Origin of the sequence: Antribacter gilvus (assembly GCF_003946865.1) — a bacterium.
GTDB lineage: Bacteria > Actinomycetota > Actinomycetes > Actinomycetales > Cellulomonadaceae > Antribacter > Antribacter gilvus.
In genome coordinates this window covers 1-17155 of sequence record NZ_QXTH01000025.1, presented here as the reverse complement: position 1 = coordinate 17155, position 17155 = coordinate 1, and the positions used below count along the sequence as shown (strand labels likewise).

Annotated in this window: 21 protein-coding genes; 13 read left to right on the top strand and 8 right to left on the bottom strand. The window is 73.3% G+C overall.

What is annotated here, in order from left to right:
- Nucleotides 1-141: 141 nt before the first annotated feature.
- Nucleotides 142-1785 carry a family 20 glycosylhydrolase gene (locus D1350_RS23165; protein ID WP_125778425.1) on the bottom strand — a complete coding sequence of 548 codons (1644 nt, stop codon included), beginning with the start codon at nt 1783-1785 and terminating at the stop codon, nt 142-144.
- A 23-nt stretch (nt 1786-1808) separates the two neighbouring features.
- Complete coding sequence (locus tag D1350_RS23160; protein ID WP_125778424.1) at nt 1809-3446, bottom strand: hypothetical protein; 1638 nt, start codon at nt 3444-3446, stop codon at nt 1809-1811.
- Between the two features lie 347 nt (nt 3447-3793).
- Here D1350_RS23160 and D1350_RS23155 point away from each other — a divergent pair, with 347 nt between their 5' ends.
- Complete coding sequence (locus D1350_RS23155) at nt 3794-4642, top strand: GGDEF domain-containing protein (RefSeq protein WP_125778423.1); 849 nt, start codon at nt 3794-3796, stop codon at nt 4640-4642.
- Between the two features lie 28 nt (nt 4643-4670).
- On the opposite strand, the gene D1350_RS23960 is transcribed toward D1350_RS23155, so the two are convergent.
- A complete protein-coding gene (locus D1350_RS23960; RefSeq protein WP_164545299.1) occupies nt 4671-5648 on the bottom strand; it encodes a hypothetical protein in 978 nt (325 codons plus the stop codon).
- Between the two features lie 147 nt (nt 5649-5795).
- On the opposite strand from D1350_RS23960, the gene D1350_RS23145 reads away from it, so the two are divergent.
- Both D1350_RS23145 and D1350_RS23140 read left to right on the top strand, forming a co-directional pair.
- Nucleotides 5796-6503: a GTP pyrophosphokinase gene (locus tag D1350_RS23145; protein WP_125778430.1), complete on the top strand. Its 708-nt coding sequence runs from the start codon at nt 5796-5798 to the stop codon at nt 6501-6503.
- A gap of 4 nt (nt 6504-6507) precedes the next feature.
- Nucleotides 6508-7425 carry a DUF3626 domain-containing protein gene (locus D1350_RS23140; RefSeq protein WP_125778422.1) on the top strand — a complete coding sequence of 306 codons (918 nt, stop codon included), beginning with the start codon at nt 6508-6510 and terminating at the stop codon, nt 7423-7425.
- Nucleotides 7426-7483: 58 nt separating this feature from the next.
- Here the strand turns inward: D1350_RS23140 and D1350_RS23135 are convergent, their stop codons facing one another.
- On the bottom strand, nt 7484-8098 hold the full coding sequence (locus D1350_RS23135) for an HAD family hydrolase (RefSeq protein ID WP_338068201.1): 615 nt from the start codon (nt 8096-8098) through the stop codon (nt 7484-7486).
- 114 nt (nt 8099-8212) lie between these two features.
- Between D1350_RS23135 and D1350_RS23130 the strand changes: the two genes are divergently transcribed.
- Together D1350_RS23130 and D1350_RS23125 are read left to right on the top strand one after the other, a co-directional pair.
- Nucleotides 8213-8902, top strand: a complete 690-nt coding sequence (locus D1350_RS23130; protein ID WP_125778421.1) for an ArsR/SmtB family transcription factor — start codon at nt 8213-8215, stop codon at nt 8900-8902.
- Nucleotides 8899-10242, top strand: a complete 1344-nt coding sequence (locus D1350_RS23125) for an MFS transporter (RefSeq protein WP_206074655.1) — start codon at nt 8899-8901, stop codon at nt 10240-10242. Before D1350_RS23130 ends, D1350_RS23125 begins: the two co-directional genes overlap by 4 nt.
- A 4-nt stretch (nt 10243-10246) precedes the next feature.
- Here the strand turns inward: D1350_RS23125 and D1350_RS23120 are convergent, their stop codons facing one another.
- Together D1350_RS23120 and D1350_RS23115 are read right to left on the bottom strand one after the other, a co-directional pair.
- Entirely contained in the window at nt 10247-10597 is a 351-nt protein-coding gene (locus D1350_RS23120; protein ID WP_125778420.1) for a VOC family protein, read from the bottom strand.
- Nucleotides 10598-10607: 10 nt separating this feature from the next.
- Nucleotides 10608-11258, bottom strand: a complete 651-nt coding sequence (locus D1350_RS23115; protein WP_125778419.1) for a CGNR zinc finger domain-containing protein — start codon at nt 11256-11258, stop codon at nt 10608-10610.
- A gap of 134 nt (nt 11259-11392) precedes the next feature.
- On the opposite strand from D1350_RS23115, the gene D1350_RS23110 reads away from it, so the two are divergent.
- Together D1350_RS23110 and D1350_RS23105 are read left to right on the top strand one after the other, a co-directional pair.
- Nucleotides 11393-11938, top strand: coding sequence for a carboxymuconolactone decarboxylase family protein (locus tag D1350_RS23110; protein WP_125778418.1), 546 nt, complete (start codon nt 11393-11395; stop codon nt 11936-11938).
- Entirely contained in the window at nt 11931-12413 is a 483-nt protein-coding gene (locus tag D1350_RS23105) for a nuclear transport factor 2 family protein (protein WP_125778417.1), read from the top strand. Before D1350_RS23110 ends, D1350_RS23105 begins: the two co-directional genes overlap by 8 nt.
- Nucleotides 12414-12437: 24 nt before the next feature.
- Here D1350_RS23105 and D1350_RS23100 read toward each other — a convergent pair whose 3' ends face one another.
- Complete coding sequence (locus D1350_RS23100) at nt 12438-13433, bottom strand: ArsR/SmtB family transcription factor (protein ID WP_125778416.1); 996 nt, start codon at nt 13431-13433, stop codon at nt 12438-12440.
- 133 nt (nt 13434-13566) lie between these two features.
- Between D1350_RS23100 and D1350_RS23955 the strand changes: the two genes are divergently transcribed.
- From D1350_RS23955 to D1350_RS23085, 4 genes are all read left to right on the top strand, one after another.
- Nucleotides 13567-13713 carry a hypothetical protein gene (locus tag D1350_RS23955; protein WP_164545297.1) on the top strand — a complete coding sequence of 49 codons (147 nt, stop codon included), beginning with the start codon at nt 13567-13569 and terminating at the stop codon, nt 13711-13713.
- 292 nt (nt 13714-14005) lie between these two features.
- Nucleotides 14006-14521, top strand: a complete 516-nt coding sequence (locus D1350_RS23095; protein WP_206074654.1) for a mycothiol transferase — start codon at nt 14006-14008, stop codon at nt 14519-14521.
- Nucleotides 14514-15191, top strand: coding sequence for a RibD family protein (locus tag D1350_RS23090; RefSeq protein WP_125778415.1), 678 nt, complete (start codon nt 14514-14516; stop codon nt 15189-15191). Before D1350_RS23095 ends, D1350_RS23090 begins: the two co-directional genes overlap by 8 nt.
- Nucleotides 15188-15637 carry a deaminase gene (locus tag D1350_RS23085; protein WP_125778414.1) on the top strand — a complete coding sequence of 150 codons (450 nt, stop codon included), beginning with the start codon at nt 15188-15190 and terminating at the stop codon, nt 15635-15637. Before D1350_RS23090 ends, D1350_RS23085 begins: the two co-directional genes overlap by 4 nt.
- Before the next feature lie 32 nt (nt 15638-15669).
- On the opposite strand, the gene D1350_RS23080 is transcribed toward D1350_RS23085, so the two are convergent.
- Nucleotides 15670-16416, bottom strand: coding sequence for a sulfite exporter TauE/SafE family protein (locus D1350_RS23080; protein WP_240644298.1), 747 nt, complete (start codon nt 16414-16416; stop codon nt 15670-15672).
- An 84-nt stretch (nt 16417-16500) separates the two neighbouring features.
- Between D1350_RS23080 and D1350_RS23075 the strand changes: the two genes are divergently transcribed.
- Nucleotides 16501-16707 carry a hypothetical protein gene (locus tag D1350_RS23075; RefSeq protein WP_125778413.1) on the top strand — a complete coding sequence of 69 codons (207 nt, stop codon included), beginning with the start codon at nt 16501-16503 and terminating at the stop codon, nt 16705-16707.
- A 115-nt stretch (nt 16708-16822) separates the two neighbouring features.
- Nucleotides 16823-16945 (top strand): hypothetical protein, encoded by a 123-nt coding sequence (locus D1350_RS24810; protein ID WP_276313783.1) that lies wholly within the window; start codon nt 16823-16825, stop codon nt 16943-16945.
- The last annotated feature ends 210 nt before the right edge of the window (nt 16946-17155 follow it).

Genomic DNA, 17155 nt, shown 5'->3' with positions numbered 1-17155 from the left:
CGACAGCTCCACTTCACAACCGGAGGCCTTCCTCATCCGGTAACCCGAGCCCGTGTCGACATCACGGGCTCGGAACAACCTCCCTGGACATCACAGCTAGAGGCACCTGGAAGCAGTCTGGCGCGAACACCCACGGTGGACCTACCAGTCCACCTGCGGCGTCGGGTGGAACGCAGCCCCGTCACGCCGCCACGCCGCCGCCTCGGTGACGACGCGCTCGCGGAACGACTCCCAGTCCTTCGCCTCCTGGGTGGACCAGGCCGCCTCGGCGACCGCGGCCAGGCGCGGCAGCAGCATCGAGAACAGGTCGTCCCGGTTCACCAGGGTCTCGGTCCACACGGCGGCGGACACGCCCTCCACGGCGGACTCGGGCAGCCCGGTGATCAGCCGGCCCGGGTCCCAGTCGTAGGCGTCGCGCAGCTCCACGAACCCGGCCCACTGGAGCCCGAGGGGGTGCTCGGGGGTGTACTTCATGTCGAGGTAGCACCGCGTCGCGGGCGACAGCACGAACCGCGCCCCCGCCTCCGCGGCGCGCAGGAACGGCGCCGGGTCGGGTCGCGTGTCCCAGAGCTGCAGCACGGTGCCCGCCTTCACGAGCGGCGCGGCGAGATGCGCCTCCTCCACGTCCCGGAGCACGGCCTGCGCCACCGCGGCGACGGGCAGCCCGCCCGCCTCGACGGCGCCGGCGGCGGCCGCTCCGGCAGCCGCCCCCGCCTGCGCCGCCTCGGCCGCGGCCTGGTCGCCATGGGCCACCCCGGCGGCCTCCTGCCAGGCGACGGGCGTCTTGCCTGCCTCGGTGATGATCTCCTGGCACAGCGAGACGAAGCCCGCGTACTCGTCGGGCGCCATGGTGAGCACCTCGTCGCCGCCGAAGTGGACCCACGGCCCGAGCGTCTGCGCCGCCACGTCGGTGAAGACGTCGCGGAGGAACGGCTCGGTCGCCGGGAGGTCCAGGTGCAGGCGCGAGAAGCCGACCTCGATGCCCTCGTACACGTCCGTCGCCTGCCCGTCCGGCGTCAGCTCGCCGTAGACGTGGGTGGCGGCGTTGACGTGCCCGGGCACGTCCACCTCGGGCACGACGACGACGAACCGCTCGGCCGCGTACTCCTGGAGCGCGCGGAACTCGGCGACGGTGAGGTAGCCCGCGGGCCCGCCGCCCACCTGCGTCTGCCCCGAGACCTTCACGAGCTCGGGCCGCGACGGGATCTCCAGGCGCCAGCCCTGGTCGTCCGTCAGGTGCAGGTGCAGGCGGTTCATCTTGTACGAGGCCGCGAGGTCCACCACGGCCCGCAGGTCCTCCGGCCCGAACCAGTGCCGCACCACGTCAACGGAGAGCCCGCGCCACGCGAAGCGCGGGGCGTCGTGCACGACGACGGCGGCCACCTCGGGCGCACCGCTCGTCACGTCGCCGGTGGCCGGGTCCACCGTGGCCGCCGAGACGAGCTGGCGCAGGGTGCGGACGCCGTGGAGCAGACCCGCGGCCTCCGCAGCCGTGACGGCGACGGCGCCGTCGCGCACCACCAGGCTGTACCGCTCCGGGTGGTCGGAGCCCGAGGGCCCGGCGGCGGGGTCGAGGGTCAGCGTGACGGCAGTCCCGTCGCCGTCGGACAGCACCGTGCTGCCCGCCGACTCCAGGAGCTCAGCGGCGAGGGCGCGGAGCCGCTCGTCCGGTGCGGCGACGACGACGGCGCCGAGCGGGACGGGGGCGCCGTCGGCCCGCTCGACGACGAGCGGGGCCGGGATGACGGCATGGAGGGGGGCGTCAGACCGGTCGGTGCTGGTCATGTGGCCTCGTTTCGTCAGGGCGGTCAGGATGCCGCCACCAGGTCGGGGATCGGGGTGGGGAAGATGGTCGAGGCGTCGTCCGGCAGGGCCGACGGCGCCGACCAGCCCGTCCGCGCGCCCGCCGGGAGTTCCGTGGTCACGTCCGTCCAGACGCCGCGCGCCGTGGGACGCCCAGTGCCCGACGCCGCGGCGGCGAACACCGTGGCCACCTGGGGCCTCAGCGCGAGCGTCGCCCGTCCGGTGACCGACGACGCCTCCGACTGGTGCACGACGAGCAGCGTCTGGGGCAGCTCGGCGTTTGTAACCACCCCAGCAAGATAGTCCACGACCTCCTGCAGCTCCGCGACGTCCACGCGTCCCGCGCGGGTCGCGCCCGAGCCCGCGACCCGGAACTCCGGGTGCAGCGACACGCCAACCCCCGGCTGGGCGAGGAGCGGCTCGAGCTCGCGCACCTGCTCAGCGAGCGGCACGTTGCCGGGAGCGACGTCGAGCAGCACGAGCTGGCCCGCCGCGCGGGCGGCGTCGATCACCGGCTGCAGCGCCACCGCCGGCTGCTCGACGACGTAGTCGCCGTCGGAGCCCGCCGAGGACGACCGCGCCGCGGCGAGGACCTCGACGACGGGGACCACCAGGACGCCGTCGGCGGCGGTCGTGGAGCCGGGGACCACGAAGGCCGCGGCGTTCTCGACGGCTTCGGCCACGATGTCCTCCGGCGCCTCGGCGGGAGCCCCCGCCGAGGTGAGCGGGACGGTGTACGGGGTCGAGACGTACCGCGCCGGGAAGAGGTGCTGCGAGCCGGTGGGCAGCGTGACCCCCGACTCCGCGGCGGCGACGCGCCACGCGAACTCCTCGGCGCTCCCGAAGGAGGCACCGAGGCCCACAACGCCGAGCGCCTTGGCGTCCGCGAGCATGCGAACGGCGTCCTTGCTCGCGCCAGGGTCGGACCCGGGGACGGTGAACGGGACGGCGCCCGCCGCCATCACGGTGCCGATCGCGGCCTCCTGGCCGGCTCGGGGGTCCACGAGCACCATGACCTCGGCGAGCAGGTCGGCGACGCCGAGGTCGGGCAGCTTCGCGCGGAGGTCGGACAGGTCGTCGGTGTCGAGCTGCGACGGGTCCGGGAGCGGGACGGGAGCGGCCGGATCGGCCGGATCGGCCGCGGGGTCCGGGGCCGCCGCGGGGTCCGGGACGGGCGCCCCGCCGAGCGCCGCCGCCGCGGCCATCGCGTCGAGGGAGCCGGTCTCGAACGGCACCACGCGGGCCCCGGCCGCCTCGGCGATGTCCCGCGCATCGCCTGTCGCGACCCCGGCCTCGCCGACGGCGACGACCACCTCGGCACCGAGGCGACGCAGCTCCTCGGCGATGCCGTCGTCGGAGATGCCACCGCCCTCGAGGAAGGCCGGCACCGACAGGGCGACTGCGAGGGCCGCGGCCGTGGCCGTGGCGGACGGGTCCGCCGCGTCCGACACCACCGCGACCGGCGCGGCCTCGAAGAACGTCTGTCCGGCGGTCAGGGCGAGCTCGGCGGGATCGGTCGAGCCGAGCACCACCGTGTGACTCGGCAGGCCACGGACCCGGACCTTCTCAGCGGGTCCGGTCGGGACGTTCTCGGCCGCCCCCACCGAGCACCCGCCGAGCGCCAGCACGGCGATCGCGATCATGGAGGCGGGCAGCGCAGCCGACATTCGTACCAATCGGGCTTTCCGGGGATCCACGGGGGTATCCTCCCGCATCGGCGTGGATCCTCGAAACGCGCAGCTCAAACGGCGCAAAAGCCCCCAGATCACCAGATGCCTCAAGCACATAAAAGGGCCAGTTGGTGACCAGAAAATGAACATCGGGGGAATCCCGTGCGATTTCTCCGATGAGCCCCTAAAGTGCGTGCACACTTCACGATGTGCATGACGAACTCGCGCAGGTGGCCCGCCATACAGCCAACCGCGGTCGAGCCCCCCTCGCGGGGGTTGTCGCCGACCTGGCACGTCCGATCATGGTCGTGGGGTCGAGCATGCCTGTCGGCCAGCTCGAGGTGATCTTCCGCAGCCCCGAGGTGACCTCCGTCGCGGTGTTCGACGACGAGGCCGCCCCCCGCATCGGCCTCGTCACCCGCGCCGGCCTCGCCACGTCCCTCACCGGGCGGCTCGGGTACGGTCGCGCCGTGCTGGAGCGCCGTCCGGCGTCGGCCGTCACCGACTGGTCCCCGCTCGTCGTGGATCCGGCGTTCCCCGTCTCCGAGGTGGCCACCCGGGCGATGGCCCGGTCGGGCGAGCAGAAGTACGACGACGTGCTGGTCCAGGGCCCGCACTGGGCGTACGCGAGCACCGCGGAGCTGGTGCGGGCGCTCGTCGGCTCACTGGCCGAGCGCTCGACGAGGGACCCGCTCACCCGGCTCCGGACGCGCACCTTCACGTGGGACTCCCTGACCCGGCGGTGCGAGATGGTGGTGCACAGCGGCACGCGGGTGGTCGTGGTGCTCCTGGACGTGTCGGGCCTGGGCGGCGTCAACGCACGGCACGGTCAGGAGACCGGCGACACGGTGCTCTCCGAGCTCGCCGACCGCCTCGTCGCCAGCCTGCCTCGCGGCTGCGAGGCCGGGCGGGTCGACGGCGACCAGTTCGCCGTCCTCGCCACCCTGCCTCCCATGGACGACATCCAGGCCGCCGCGTCCGCCGAGGCCCTGCGGCAGCACGTGCTCGCCGCGCTCGACGCCCCGTCCGGCGCCGTGCCGACGTCGGCCTGGCCCACCCTGTACTCGTCGGTGGTGTGGTCCGTGCGGGGCGCGGCGAACCCCGACGAGCTGGTCCGCGAGGCCGAGACCCGGCTGCGGTCCGTGGAGGTGCGCGGCGTGCGGGTGTGACCCTCCCCCGCCTTGCTGTGGGCGGGGGTCAGCGGGACCTGCGCGCCTCCCGCCGGCGCTTGCGTGCCTCGGCGGCGCGCTCCTCGGCGTCGTCGAGCGCGACCTCGGCCTGCTCGAGCTCCTCGCGGGCCTCCCCCTCGGCCTCGCGCTGGTCGTCGAGCGCCTCCCGGGCGGCGTCGCGCTCGGCGACGAGCCGCTCGATCTCCGCCTCGAGCCGGGCCACCTCCTCCTCCCGCTGCCCGACGACGGCGCTCATCTCCCGCAGCCGCCTCTCCGCCTCGTCGTGCCGGGCTTCGAGGGCGTCCACCTCGGCCGACGTCTCCTCGACCTCCCGCTCTGCGTCGGCGAGGGCGTCGCCCGGCTCGGGGGGCGCGTCGCGTCGGTCCGCTGTCGCCGCGTCGGTCGGTATATCGACCGACCCGGCGACCTCCGACCGACGCGGCGCACGGTCGGCCCAGTCCTCCACCACCCCCGCCCGCAGCGCGACCACGTCCGCCGTCTCGCCGCCCTCGTCGACCACGCCGAAGCCGACGTGCTGCAGCGCCTGCGACAGGCGCCCCGCGCGGACCACCGCCGCCGCGGCCGGGTCCATCACGGCGGCCGTGAGGGTCTCGGCGAGCCGGTCGAGCACGTTCGCGGAGACCGGCCGCCCGCCGACCTCGCCCGCGTCGCGGACCACCCCGACCAGCGCCTCCGTCCGCTCCCGCCGCAGCCGGTCGAGCGCCTTGATGCGGCCGCGGTCCCGGTCCGACGTCGCGGCGCGCAGCTCGTCGCCGATCGAGGCCAGCGCCGCGACCTCCTCCGGATGCTCCCGCGCGACCTGGTTCGCGACCCAGGCCGCGACGGTCGGCTTCGGGAGCTTCTTGACGCGTTCGGCGCCGACCCGGTCGCCGCTCCCCGCGACCTGCCGTGCGGCGGCGTCGCGCCCGGCGACGAACTCGTCGAGCGGCCCGCCGTACAGGGCGTCGAGGAGCGCGTCGACGTCGACCGGCTCGTCCGCGCTCACCCGTCCAGCGTGACACGGCGCCACGCGACGCGCCGGGAGGATGACCGGGTGCGGCAGCACCCGTACGGTGGTCGCGTGAACCAGCAGGCCGACGAGGCCACGCCCCAGACCCACCCCGCGCCCGACCCCGCCGAGATCCGCGCGCTGATGATGGACCTGCGCCGCATGGCGATGACGTACAAGTTCGGGATCGACGAGGTCATGACGAAGATCTCGATCCTGCGCGACGAGTTCCGCCACATGCAGAACTACAACCCGGTGGAGCACGTCGGTTCCCGGCTCAAGTCGTTCGAGTCGATCATCACGAAGTGCCGGCGGAAGGGCATCCCGCTCACGCCCGACGGCGTCCGCGAGCAGCTGTTCGACATCGCCGGCGTGCGCGTGACGTGCAGCTTCGTCACGGACATCTACCGGGTGCGAGACATGCTCGTGCAGCAGGCCGACCTCACGCTCCTCGAGGAGCGCGACTACATCGCCCGACCCAAGCCGAACGGGTACAAGTCGCTGCACCTCATCGTCCAGGTGCCGGTGTTCCTGTCGGACCGGGTCGAGGACGTGATCGTCGAGATCCAGCTCCGCACCATCGCGATGGACTTCTGGGCGAGCCTCGAGCACAAGATCTACTACCGGTACCACCGCGACGTGCCGCGTCACCTGACGGACGCGCTCAAGCTCGCGGCCGACGTCGCCTGGTCCCTCGACACCTCGATGGAGCACATCCACGAGGAGGTCAAGGCGATCGCGGGCGTGGAGGAGCCGGTGGGTCACCGGGACGGCCTCCTCAGCCCCGAGGAGATGCTGCGCGACTTCTGGCGCACGGCGGAGGCGTTCGACGACGCCCGGCGCCAGGGCTGACCCCGTGAGGGGCCGCGCCGATCACGCGGAACGGTGGGAGCGGGCCGTCGCGCACGTGGCGAGCCGCGCCGCCGTCGGGCCGCCGCTCGATCCCGCCACACCGGTGACGGTCCACTTCCATCCCGACCGCCTGGCCGGTGGCGAGCCCATCCTGCGGCGCCTCGCCACGGACGGCGTCTGGCGCAGCCAGTTCGAGACGGGCACGAGCAACGGCGGCCTCACGGCGCACCCCGGCGGGGACAGGTGGCGGTGGGAGCAGCGCCTGTTCGGCGGGGTGTACGACGACGCGCCGCCGTCGGCCCGGCCGAAGTACGGGGCGCTGAACCATCGCGCGCGGCCCGCGGGCGGGGCTGTGCGGTTCGGCTCGGCGCACCTGCGGCTCGTGCCGGAGGTGCTCGGGCGGACGACCTTCTGCTACCCGGACTCGGTGTTCGAGCCGGACCACGTCGGCACGGCAGCGTCCCTGCCCCTCCTGGCGCTGGTGGAGGCCGACGACGCCGCCGGGACGCACGACCTGCTCGACGACTACGTCGAGGCGCACGTCCACGGCCCGCTCGCTCTCGCCCACGTCGCGGCGCTGGTCCTCGACCCCTGCTTCGCCGGCACGGAGGTGGAGTCGGACGCGCTGGCCCTCGGCGTGCCGGTCGAGTGGCACCACGGGTTCCGGCTGCACGTGGACGAGCTGATGCTCCACGACGACTACCGGGGTCCGCGCGTCGTGACGGTGGGGCGTTCCGTCGCCCGGGACGGCTGGCTCGACGCCCGCGTCGTCGGCGACGCCGTCCGCGAGGGCAGGCACGACCCGCAGGACCTCAAGAAGGTGTGGCACCACGTGGCCCGGTGGGGACACGAGCCGGACGCCCCTGCGCCCCCGCGCCCGCGCGCTCCCGCGCCCCCCGCGCCCCCCGCGCCCCCCGCGTGATCGGTAGTTCGTTGCATGATCGGCAGTTCGAGTTGCCGATCATGCGACGAACTACCGATCACGCACGCCCGACCCCGTGGCCCGCCAGCAGAGCCGCGAGCGCCTCGTGACCCGCGTCCAGCGACCAGTGCACCGCCGGCATGCCCGCCGAGCGCGCGCCCAGGACGTTGTGCTCCGTGTCGTCGACGAACAGGACCTCTGCGGGCTCGGCCCCGATCAGCCGCGCCGCCTCCACGAAGAACCCCGGATCGGGCTTGGCGACGCCGAGCTCGTAGGAGTAGCAGCTCACGTCGAACAGGTCGTCGTAGCCCAGCACCGACTTCATGTACGCGCCGCGCCGGCTCTCCTGGTTGGTGCCCAGGTGGACGCCGTACCCGGCGTCGCGGAGCCTCTTCACCAGGGCGACCGACTCGGCGTCGACCTCCATCCGGTGCCACACCTCGGCGTAGACCTGCTCCGCGGGCACCTCGACCCCGAACCTGAGCAGGGCCGCCGCGAGGACGGGCAGGTAGTCACCGCCCCGCCCGGACAGCATGGGCAGCTCCTCGCTCCACGCCTCCCGGAAGAACTCCCGCGCCCGGTCGCCGACGTACGGCTCCATCAGCGCGTACCAGTTGCCGGGGACCCGCTGGAGCACCCCGTCGGCGTCGAGGAGGACATGTCGAATGGTCACGGCGGGGAGTCTGCCATCCTCGCCGGCCCCCTGGTCAGCGGCTCTCCGCACGTCGAGCCACCTGAGCCGACCTGGTGCTACGTTATTCCATGGAAGTCTGGAATAAGGAGCCTCATGTCCAAGGCGGACCTGTTCGAAGCCTTTGCCCGCACCGGCAAGGCCCTGGCCAGCGGCAAGCGTCTCGAGCTGCTCGAGCTGCTGGCCCAGGGCGAGCGCCCGGTGCAGCAGCTCGCTGCCGTGAGCGGGCTCAACCTGACGACCGCCTCCGCGCACCTGCAGCTCCTGCGCGACGCCGGACTCGTCACCTCCCGGCGCGACGGCACCAGGGTGCTGTACCGCCTCGCCGGGGACGACGTCGCCGACCTGGTCACGACCCTCCTCCGGGTGGCTGAGCGGCACCGCCCCGAGACCGCTGCCGCAGCCTCCGCGCACCTGCCCGCCGACGTGCGCACGATCAGGCGGGACGAGCTGGTCGACCGCGCGCAGCGCGGCGAGGTCCTGATCCTGGACGTGCGCCCGGCCGAGGAGTACGCCGCCGGCCACCTGCCCGGGGCGGTCTCCATCCCGGCGGACGAGCTCGCCGGCCGCCTCGCCGAGATCCCCGCCGACGTGGAGGTCGCGGCCTACTGCCGCGGCCGCTTCTGCGTGCTGTCCTACGACGCGGTGCACCTGCTCACCCAGCACGGCTACACCGCGCACCTCCTCGCCGACGGCGTGATCGAGTTTCTCGCCGACGACGTCGCGCTCGCCACCGCCACCCTCACCCCCTCCGCTACCGCCTCCCCGACTGCGAGGACCTCGTGACCGATCCCGCCGAAGCACGACCGGCCTCCGCCGACCAGCCTTCCGCCGCCGCGACCGCCGCGGCGGGCGCCGCCGCCACCGCCACGACCGCCGCCACCGCGAGCACCGCCGCCACGACCGGGGCCCCAGCCCCCGGTCGCCCGGCCCCCGAGCAGCGCCGGGTCCTGACCGTCCTCGTCCTCGCCCAGGTGCTCAGTGGCGCGGGCCTGGCGGCCGGCATCACCGTCGGCGCCCTGCTCGCCGAGGACATGCTCGGCACCACGAGCCTCGCGGGCCTGCCCAGCGTCCTGTTCACCATCGGGTCGGCGGGCGCGGCGGTCGTCGTCGGACGGGTGTCCCAGCGGTTCGGGCGGCGCCCCGGACTGGTGCTGGGGTACGCCGCGGGCGGCGTCGGCGCCCTGGGCGTGCTCGTCGCCGCGGTGATGACCTCGGTCCCGCTGCTGTTCGGGGCGCTGCTCGTCTACGGGGCGGGGACCGCGACCAGCCTCCAGGCGCGCTACGCGGGCGCCGACCTCGCGACCCCAAACCGGAAGGCCCGGGCCGTGTCCACGGTCCTGGTCGCCACGACCCTCGGCGCGGTCGCCGGACCCAACCTCGTGACCGTGACCGGCACGCTGGCCGAGCAGTGGGGCATCCCGCGGCTGGCCGGGCCCTTCGGCCTCGCCGCGGTCGCCTACGGCGCCGCCGCGCTCGTCCTGTTCGTCCTGCTGCGCCCGGACCCTCTGCTCCTCTCGCGGGCGGCCGAACCCGTGGCCGACGGCGGCGCCGCTCCCGTCGCCCTGCCGGCCCGCCTGCCGAGCGGGGTCCGCCTGGGCGCCGCCGTCATGGTCGTGACCCAGGTCGTCATGGTGGCTGTGATGACGATGACGCCGGTCCACCTGCAGCACCTCGGTCACGGGACGGCCGCCATCGGGGTGGTCATCGCGGTGCACGTGGCGGCGATGTTCCTGCCGTCGCCGCTGTCGGGCTGGCTGGTGGACCGGTTCGGGGCGCGCCTCGTCGCCGGGCTCGCGGCCGCCACGCTGCTGTCGGCCGGGCTGGTGTCGGGCCTGGCGCCAGGAGGTGCGGTCTGGGCGCTGGCGGTGGGCCTCGGCCTGCTGGGCTTCGGCTGGAGCCTGGGCCTCGTGTCGGGCACCACGCTGCTCAGCCGCGACCTGCCCGCGCACGGCCGGGCCCGGGTGCAGGGCAACGTCGACGTCCTGGTGGCCCTGGCCGGCGCCGGGGGCGCGGGGCTGTCCGGCGTGGTGGTCGCCGGCGCCTCGTACACGGCGCTCGCCCTGGGCGGCGGCATCCTCGCCGTCGGGCTGCTGCCGTTCGTCCTGCGGCACAAGGACCGCTGACCGGTCAGCGGTCGACGAAGAGCAGCGTGTTCCCGTCGGGGTCCTCGGCGGTGAACCACAGGCAGGTCTGGTCGTCGCCGTCGACGGCACCCACAGCGACGCCCGATCCCGACAACCGTGCGTGCGCCGCCGCGAGATCCTCGACGAGGAAGCTGACCGGCGCCCAGGGCAGGCCGGGGTCGGCCTTGATGCCGCTGGGGGGCCCGAGCAGCGTGAGCCTCCGGACCGGGTCGGAGGTCTCGAGGACGGCGGCATGGTCGTCGCTCGACGCGATCCTCAGGTCAAGGACGTCCCGATACCACTCGGCGACGATGCTCGGGTCGCTGACGGGGAGGAAGACGCTCGCGATGTTCATGTCGCGGATCCTAGGCACCGCCACCCACACCGCCGTCGGACGCCCCCTTGTGCTTCCGGTAGTGGCGGGCCACCCGGGCGCGGTTGCCACAGCCTGCCGAGCACCACTCGCGCCGGGCAGGGACCCGCTCGAAGTACAGGACGCAGCCGGGACCGTGGCAGGCGCCCAGGCGGGGGCGCCCCTCGGCGAGCAGGTCGGACGCCTCCAGCGCGACCATGACCAGCTCGCGCTCGAACCCGCCGACGCCCGACCGCCAGCCACGGCTCAGGCTCAGGCCTGAACCCGTCTCCGCGCCCGGGGACCCCCCCTGACCGGAGCCGCCTCCCGCCCGGACCTCCGGCGCGCACGTCGCGAGGAAGCCGTTGAGCACGTCCAGCGCCTCGCCGGCCGTGAGCCGGTCGGAGACGGCTCCCGCCCGGTCGTCGTCGAGCTGCTCGGCCACGAGCCGGCGGAGGGCGTCGCGGAGCGAGCGAGCCCGCTCCACGTCACGGCTCAGCAGGCGCGCCGGGGCCGGGACCCCGCACTGGCGCGCCCACTGCTCCAGCCGGCCCACCGTGGTGAGCGAGTCCTGCAGCCCGTCCTGGTTCGCCCACACCGTGTTCATGAGGCGGACCGGGACCGGCTCCGTCGGGTACAGGTCCGGAACGTCGTCGACCGCCATCTTTCGCTCCTCCCGATCCACTTACGCTCGGCCGCTTGCCAACCATTAGATCGTCCTCTACGGTACCACCTAATGGAACAGCGAGTCCTATCCATTAGTACCGTCTGGCAGATCAGTCAGAAAGAGAGAGTCCGATGACGAAGCTCGCCCCGATCGACCCCACCACGGCCACCGGCGCAGCCAAGGAGCTGCTCGACCAGGTCCAGGCAGCGCTGGGCGTGACCCCGAACATGACCAAGGTCATGGCGAACAGCCCCGCCCTGCTGCGCGGCTACCTGGCGCTCTCCGGCGCCCTCGGCTCCGGGGTCCTGAACGCCGGCCAGCGCGAGCGGCTGGCCATCGCGACCGCCGAGGTCAACGGCTGCAGCTACTGCCTCTCCGCCCACACCTACCTGGGCGGCGCCGTGGCCAAGCTCTCCGACGACGAGCTCGAGGCCGCCCGCGACGCGAAGTCCTCCGACCCGCACGCGGCGGCCCTGCTGCGGCTCTCGGACGAGATCCTTCGTACCCACGGAGCCGTGGACGGGGACGCCATCTCGGCGGCCCGCGCGGACGGGGTCACCGACGAGGAGATCGGCGAGGTGGTCGGCCACATCGCCCTCAACGTCCTGACCAACTACTTCAACATCCTGGCCGGCACCGAGGTGGACTGGCCGGTCACGGTCACCCCGCGTGGCTGACGCCGGGGCCGCTGGGTCACGTCCGCCGTTCCCGCCGTTCGACGAGACCACCGCCCGTCAGAAGGTCCAGGCCGCCGAGGACGCCTGGAACACCCGCGACCCGATCCGGGTCAGCCTCGCGTACACGCCCGACTCGGTCTGGCGGAACCGCGACACCTTCGTCACGGGGCGCGCCGAGATCGTCGCCTTCCTCGCCTCGAAGTGGGAGCGGGAGCTCGACTACGCCCTCCGCAAGTCCCTCTGGGGCTTCTGGGAGAACCGCATCGCCGTCAGGTTCCAGTACGACTGGCACGACCGCGACGGCCAGTGGTGGCGCAGCTATGGCAACGAGCTGTGGGAGTTCGACAGGAACGGCCTGATGCGTCGCCGGGAGGCCAGCATCAACGACCTGCGGATCGACGAGTCCGAGCGCCGCTGGTTCGGTCCCCGGCCCGACGACGAGCGCGGGCCGGGGCACGAGATCCCGCTCCGTTGACCGGCGGCGGCACCTCGGCCGACGTCAGCCGATAGTGGCCGGGCCGGCGCCCAGCACCGCTTCACCGGCCTCGGTGAGGTGGTGCTGGGCGCGCCCGGCCCACCTTCGGCTCGTGATGAGCCCGGCCGCGCGCAGCTTCGCGGCGTGCTGGCTGATCGCGACCGTCGTCGTCCCGGCCGCGTCGGCGAGCTCGCTCTGCGTGCGGCGGCCCTGCGCGATCGTCGCGAGCATCGTCGCGCGCGTGGTGCCCAGCACCGACGCCAGCCCTTCGTGGTGGCGGTCCGGCGCGACCTCGACCTCGGCAGCGGGCAGCTCGACGGGGTACGTCAGGACCGCCGGACTCTCCACGCCCAGGGGCAGGTGGAACACCGGGGCAGCGGTGTAGTAGGCGGGCGCGACGACCAGCCCTCGCCCCTCCAGGCTGAAGTCCGCCTCGGCGGCGGGCTGGACGGTGAGCAGCAGCGACGCCGGGTGGAACCGGATAGACGTGTGCAACCGGCCGAGCGCGGTGGCCAGCCCGGACGAGACCACCTCCGCTGCGACAGCCCGGTGGTGGGCGCTGAGAACGCCTTCGATGCCGGCCCATCGGGTGCCGATCAGCGCCCCCGTATACCTGTGCAGGGCACGCAGGAAGGCCCGCCGCTCTGCCGGGTCGCCCGCCAGGCGCTCGAGCCTCGCCATCGCCGGGTCCTGGGTGCCCTTCAGGTAGTCGACCTCGGCCTCGAACTGCTCGCCGGGCGCGTTCAGGAACGCCGATGCGGCGTCCGCAGGCCCGGTAGCGGTACCTGACAGAGCGAGAAAGTCGAGGAGGCAGCCGACGCGGGAGGCGTAGGCGGCGATCTCGATCTGGTCGGCAGCAGGCAGCGACCGGCGCACGGTGTCGCGCCACGTGCGCCAGTGCGGCGTCGGGCGTTGCAACCGGAGGAACTCCAGGCTCCGCCAGCCCTCGGCCAGCGGGCCCACCGTCGGTGCGAACCGGACAGCGGCAAGGTCGGCAGGTGTCATGTGGATCCGGATCATGTGACGCCTCTCCCGGGCCCGGCGGCCCGTCACCCAGGAGGGAGCGATAAGCCCAGGCTTTCGGCCGTCGACCGGCCCGCCGATCCGGGACACAGTGGGGCATGTCGCTCTCCGTCCGACGAAGGGAACCATCATGAAGACTCGAATCATCGGTATCGCTCTGGCCACGCTGTCCCTCGGCGCGCTCGGCCTGTCCGTCTCGACGGCGGCCGTCGCCGACAGCACGATCCAGGACAGCGTCCGCATCACCTCGGTGGTGCTCGACAACCGGGACATGTAGCAGTCCCTGCTCGACGAGGAGGGGTGCCGGGCCGTGCGGCCCGGCACCCCTCCTGGCGCCCGGGGCGGACGATGCCGTCCTGACAACGGGCCAAGTGCCGTGACATCCGGGCCGGTCGCGCGTCTGGGATGCATGAGAGACATGACCGACCGCACACCCGCCGCCGCCGTCCTCCAGGAAGAGGACCTGCCCGGCGCCGACAAGACCTGAGCCCGGCCGCCGGGCTGTGTCCGCCCGGCCGCCGTGGCATCGTGGCAGGGACCGACGCCGAAGCTCGAAAGGGGACGACAGGATGCGTGGTGCAGATCTGCTCGTGGACGCGTTCGGCCGGATCCGGGAGGTGGTGCACAGCGCCGTGGACGGCTTGTCCGACGACGACCTCGCGTTCCGCGCCGACGAGGACGCGAACTCGATCGCCTGGCTCGTCTGGCACCTGACCCGGATCCAGGACGACCACGTCGCCGACGTCGCCGGGACCGGCCAGGTCTGGTCCGACGACGGGTGGCACCCGCGGTTCGGGCTGCCGTTCCCGGCCCGGGACACGGGATACGGCCACTCGCCCGACGACGTCGCCGCGGTCCGCGCGTCGTCCGACCTGCTCGCCGGCTATCACGACGCGGTGCACGACCGGACCGCCCGGTACGTCGCCGACCTGTCCGACGACGAGCTCGACCGGGTCGTGGACACTTCCTGGGACCCGCCGGTCACCCTCGGCGTCCGGCTGGTCAGCGTGATCAGCGACGACCTGCAGCACGCGGGCCAGGCCGCGTTCGTGCGCGGGCTGGTGCTGAGGGCCCTGGGTGACTGACCGTCCGTACGTGCTGCTGTCCGTCGCGACCTCGCTCGACGGCTACATCGACGACGCGTCGGCGGAGCGGCTCGTGCTGTCGAACGACGAGGACCTCGACCGGGTGGACGAGGTCCGGGCCGGTGTGGACGCGATCCTCGTGGGCGCGAGCACGATCCGGGCCGACGATCCCCGGCTGCTGGTCCGGTCCGCCGACCGGCGGGCGAAGCGGCTGGCCGACGGCAGGCCGGGGTCACCGCTCAAGGTGACGGTCACCGCCCGCGGCGACCTCGACCCGGACGCGCAGTTCTTCACGGCCGGCGACGGCGACAAGATCGTCTACACGACCACCGGTGCCGCCCCGGAGCTGGAGCGGAGGCTGGCGTCGGCGGCCGTCGTCGTCGGCCTCGGTCCGGAGGTGGCGCCCGGCGCCCTGCTGCGCGACCTCGCCGCGCGGGGTGTCGAGCGGCTCCTGGTCGAGGGGGGCAGCACCATGCACACGATGTTCCTCGCGGCGGGCCTCGTGGACGAGCTGCACCTGGTGCTCGCCCCGTTCTTCGTGGGCGACGAGCGCGCCCCGCGGTTCGTGAACCCCGCCCGGTTCCCGCAGAGCAGCAGCCGGCGGATGGCGCTCGCCGAGACGCGTCAGCTGGGTGACTGCGTGCTGCTGCGCTACGTTCCGGAACCATGAGCCAGGCCGACGTCGATCGAGCGTTCCTCCAGCGTGCGGTGGACCTGGCGTGGCGGTGTCCACCGTCGGACACGGCGTTCTCTGTGGGGGCCCTGATCGTGGATCGGGACGGGACCGTCCTGGCCGAGGGCTGGTCCCGCAGGACCGACCCGCACGACCACGCCGAGGAGGCGGCCCTGGCCGCCGTGGCCGATCGCTCCCGGCTCCGGGGCGCGACGATCTACACGTCGCTCGAACCGTGCAGCGCCCGGGCGTCGCGCCCGATCACCTGCACCCAGCACATCCTCGATGCCGGCATCCCGCGCGTGGTCTACGCGTGGAGCGAGCCCGACCTGTTCGTGGACTGCGTCGGCGCGGAGACCCTTCTGGCCGCCGGGTGCGAGGTGGTCCAGCTCGAGGACCTGGCCGAGGCCGCACGGGAGCCGAACCGGCACCTGCTGGGCTGACGTCAGGCGGCGGGGCCGGGCCCCGGCCGCGCTCAGAAGAGCATGAGGTTGACCGCCGCGAGCGCCACGAACGCGATCACCAGCTTCTCGAACACCGCCTGGTCGATCCGCCCGATGAGGAGCCGACCCAGCCAGGCGCCGACGAGGACCAGCGGCGCCAGCACCGCCCAGAGCGCCACGGTGTCGGTGCGCACGACGCCCAGCCCCACGGAGATGGGGAGCTTGATGACGTTCACCGCGAAGAAGAACCACGCGGTGGTGCCGAGGAACCGCCACTTCTCGAACTTCGCGGCGAGGAGGTACAGGTGCATGGGCGGTCCGCCCGCGTTCGCGACCATCGTGGTGAAGCCCGCCAGGCCGGCGTAGCAGATCCCCGCCGCCCGGGTGCCCGACGGCAGGCGGTCGCGCCAGAGGCTGAGCACCAGCAGGACGAGCAGGATGGCACCGATGGTGCGCTTCATGGCCAGGTCGTCGACGAGCGCGAGGAACACCGCGCCGAGGCCGATGCCCAGCAGGACCGGGACGATCAGGCTGGCGATCAGGCGGAAGTCGGCGTGGCGCCGGTAGGCCCAGATCGCCACGAGGTCACCGGTGAGCAGGAGGAGGAGCACCGCACCGGTCGAGTCCTTCGCGGGTACGACGAGGGCGAACAGTGCAGCGGCGACCATCCCGAGGCCGCCGAGGGCTGTCTTGGAGAAGCCGACGAGAAGCGCAGCGAGGCCGACGACCAGCCACCCGGTCCACGGCAGAGCGTCGACCAGAGGAGCGGGTTCGAGCACGCGGCGAGCATAGCCGGGGGCGGTTGCCTGGATGGATCAGCGGTCGGACTTGCCGCTGGTTCTAGCCTCAGACACCATCCGGTTATGCGCCCAAGACTCGCGACCGACGCGGCTGTCACTGATGCCGATCGCACCGTCGCTGAGATCTGCGCGCTGGGTGGGCACACGCTGGGCGGCCTACGCGAACGGCTCGCGGACGCACCGGGCCTCGACGATGGCTTCGAGCACGACGTTGCCGAGACGCTGGCGCTCGTCAGCGCGCACGTTCCGATCCCTGGAGCCGACGCCTGACCGGCTGAGCGTCGAGCGCCCAACAGAATGCCGGTATCCGGGTTCTTGAATGCCCTGCTTGGCCGTCGTTGGCGCGGCAAGAGTGGTCACACCCGAGATGGATGGAGGTGACCAGATGAACATCGATGCTTACTTCACCGGCCCGATCATGGCCGGTGTGCCCGCCCTGCGAGACGAGGTGGCTCGCAAGATGCCGGGCGACGGCGACGGCGACAACAAGGGCGACCACTGCAACTGACCTGACCCGTGCCTCTCGGCGCCGTGGGACCGGAAGTCCCCTTCCATCCCACGGCGCCGCTGTATTTCGGAGGGATACCGATGCTGAAGTTTGAGATCCGGGCGTGCGACCTAGCTGTACTGACCCGGGACGTTGTTGACATAGCGAGAGACCTCCGGGTCGAGTGGGAGCTGTCTAGGAACCTGCTCGACCAACGGAGGTCTCTCGTGT

What these genes read in the sequence shown, in the direction of transcription:
- D1350_RS23145 (WP_125778430.1), top strand. Translation starts at nt 5,796, where the DNA reads ATGATGGACCTGCGCCGCATGGCGATGACGTACAAGTTCGGGATCGAC.
- D1350_RS23115 (WP_125778419.1), bottom strand. Translation starts at nt 11,258, where the DNA reads ATGGCGGTCGACGACGTTCCGGACCTGTACCCGACGGAGCCGGTCCCG.
- D1350_RS23160 (WP_125778424.1), bottom strand. Translation starts at nt 3,446, where the DNA reads ATGATCGCGATCGCCGTGCTGGCGCTCGGCGGGTGCTCGGTGGGGGCG.
- D1350_RS23130 (WP_125778421.1), top strand. Translation starts at nt 8,213, where the DNA reads ATGTCCAAGGCGGACCTGTTCGAAGCCTTTGCCCGCACCGGCAAGGCC.
- D1350_RS23155 (WP_125778423.1), top strand. Translation starts at nt 3,794, where the DNA reads ATGCCTGTCGGCCAGCTCGAGGTGATCTTCCGCAGCCCCGAGGTGACC.
- D1350_RS23085 (WP_125778414.1), top strand. Translation starts at nt 15,188, where the DNA reads ATGAGCCAGGCCGACGTCGATCGAGCGTTCCTCCAGCGTGCGGTGGAC.
- D1350_RS23100 (WP_125778416.1), bottom strand. Translation starts at nt 13,433, where the DNA reads ATGATCCGGATCCACATGACACCTGCCGACCTTGCCGCTGTCCGGTTC.
- D1350_RS23120 (WP_125778420.1), bottom strand. Translation starts at nt 10,597, where the DNA reads ATGAACATCGCGAGCGTCTTCCTCCCCGTCAGCGACCCGAGCATCGTC.
- D1350_RS23955 (WP_164545297.1), top strand. Translation starts at nt 13,567, where the DNA reads ATGAAGACTCGAATCATCGGTATCGCTCTGGCCACGCTGTCCCTCGGC.
- D1350_RS23075 (WP_125778413.1), top strand. Translation starts at nt 16,501, where the DNA reads ATGCGCCCAAGACTCGCGACCGACGCGGCTGTCACTGATGCCGATCGC.
- D1350_RS23095 (WP_206074654.1), top strand. Translation starts at nt 14,006, where the DNA reads ATGCGTGGTGCAGATCTGCTCGTGGACGCGTTCGGCCGGATCCGGGAG.
- D1350_RS24810 (WP_276313783.1), top strand. Translation starts at nt 16,823, where the DNA reads ATGAACATCGATGCTTACTTCACCGGCCCGATCATGGCCGGTGTGCCC.
- D1350_RS23165 (WP_125778425.1), bottom strand. Translation starts at nt 1,785, where the DNA reads ATGACCAGCACCGACCGGTCTGACGCCCCCCTCCATGCCGTCATCCCG.
- D1350_RS23110 (WP_125778418.1), top strand. Translation starts at nt 11,393, where the DNA reads ATGACGAAGCTCGCCCCGATCGACCCCACCACGGCCACCGGCGCAGCC.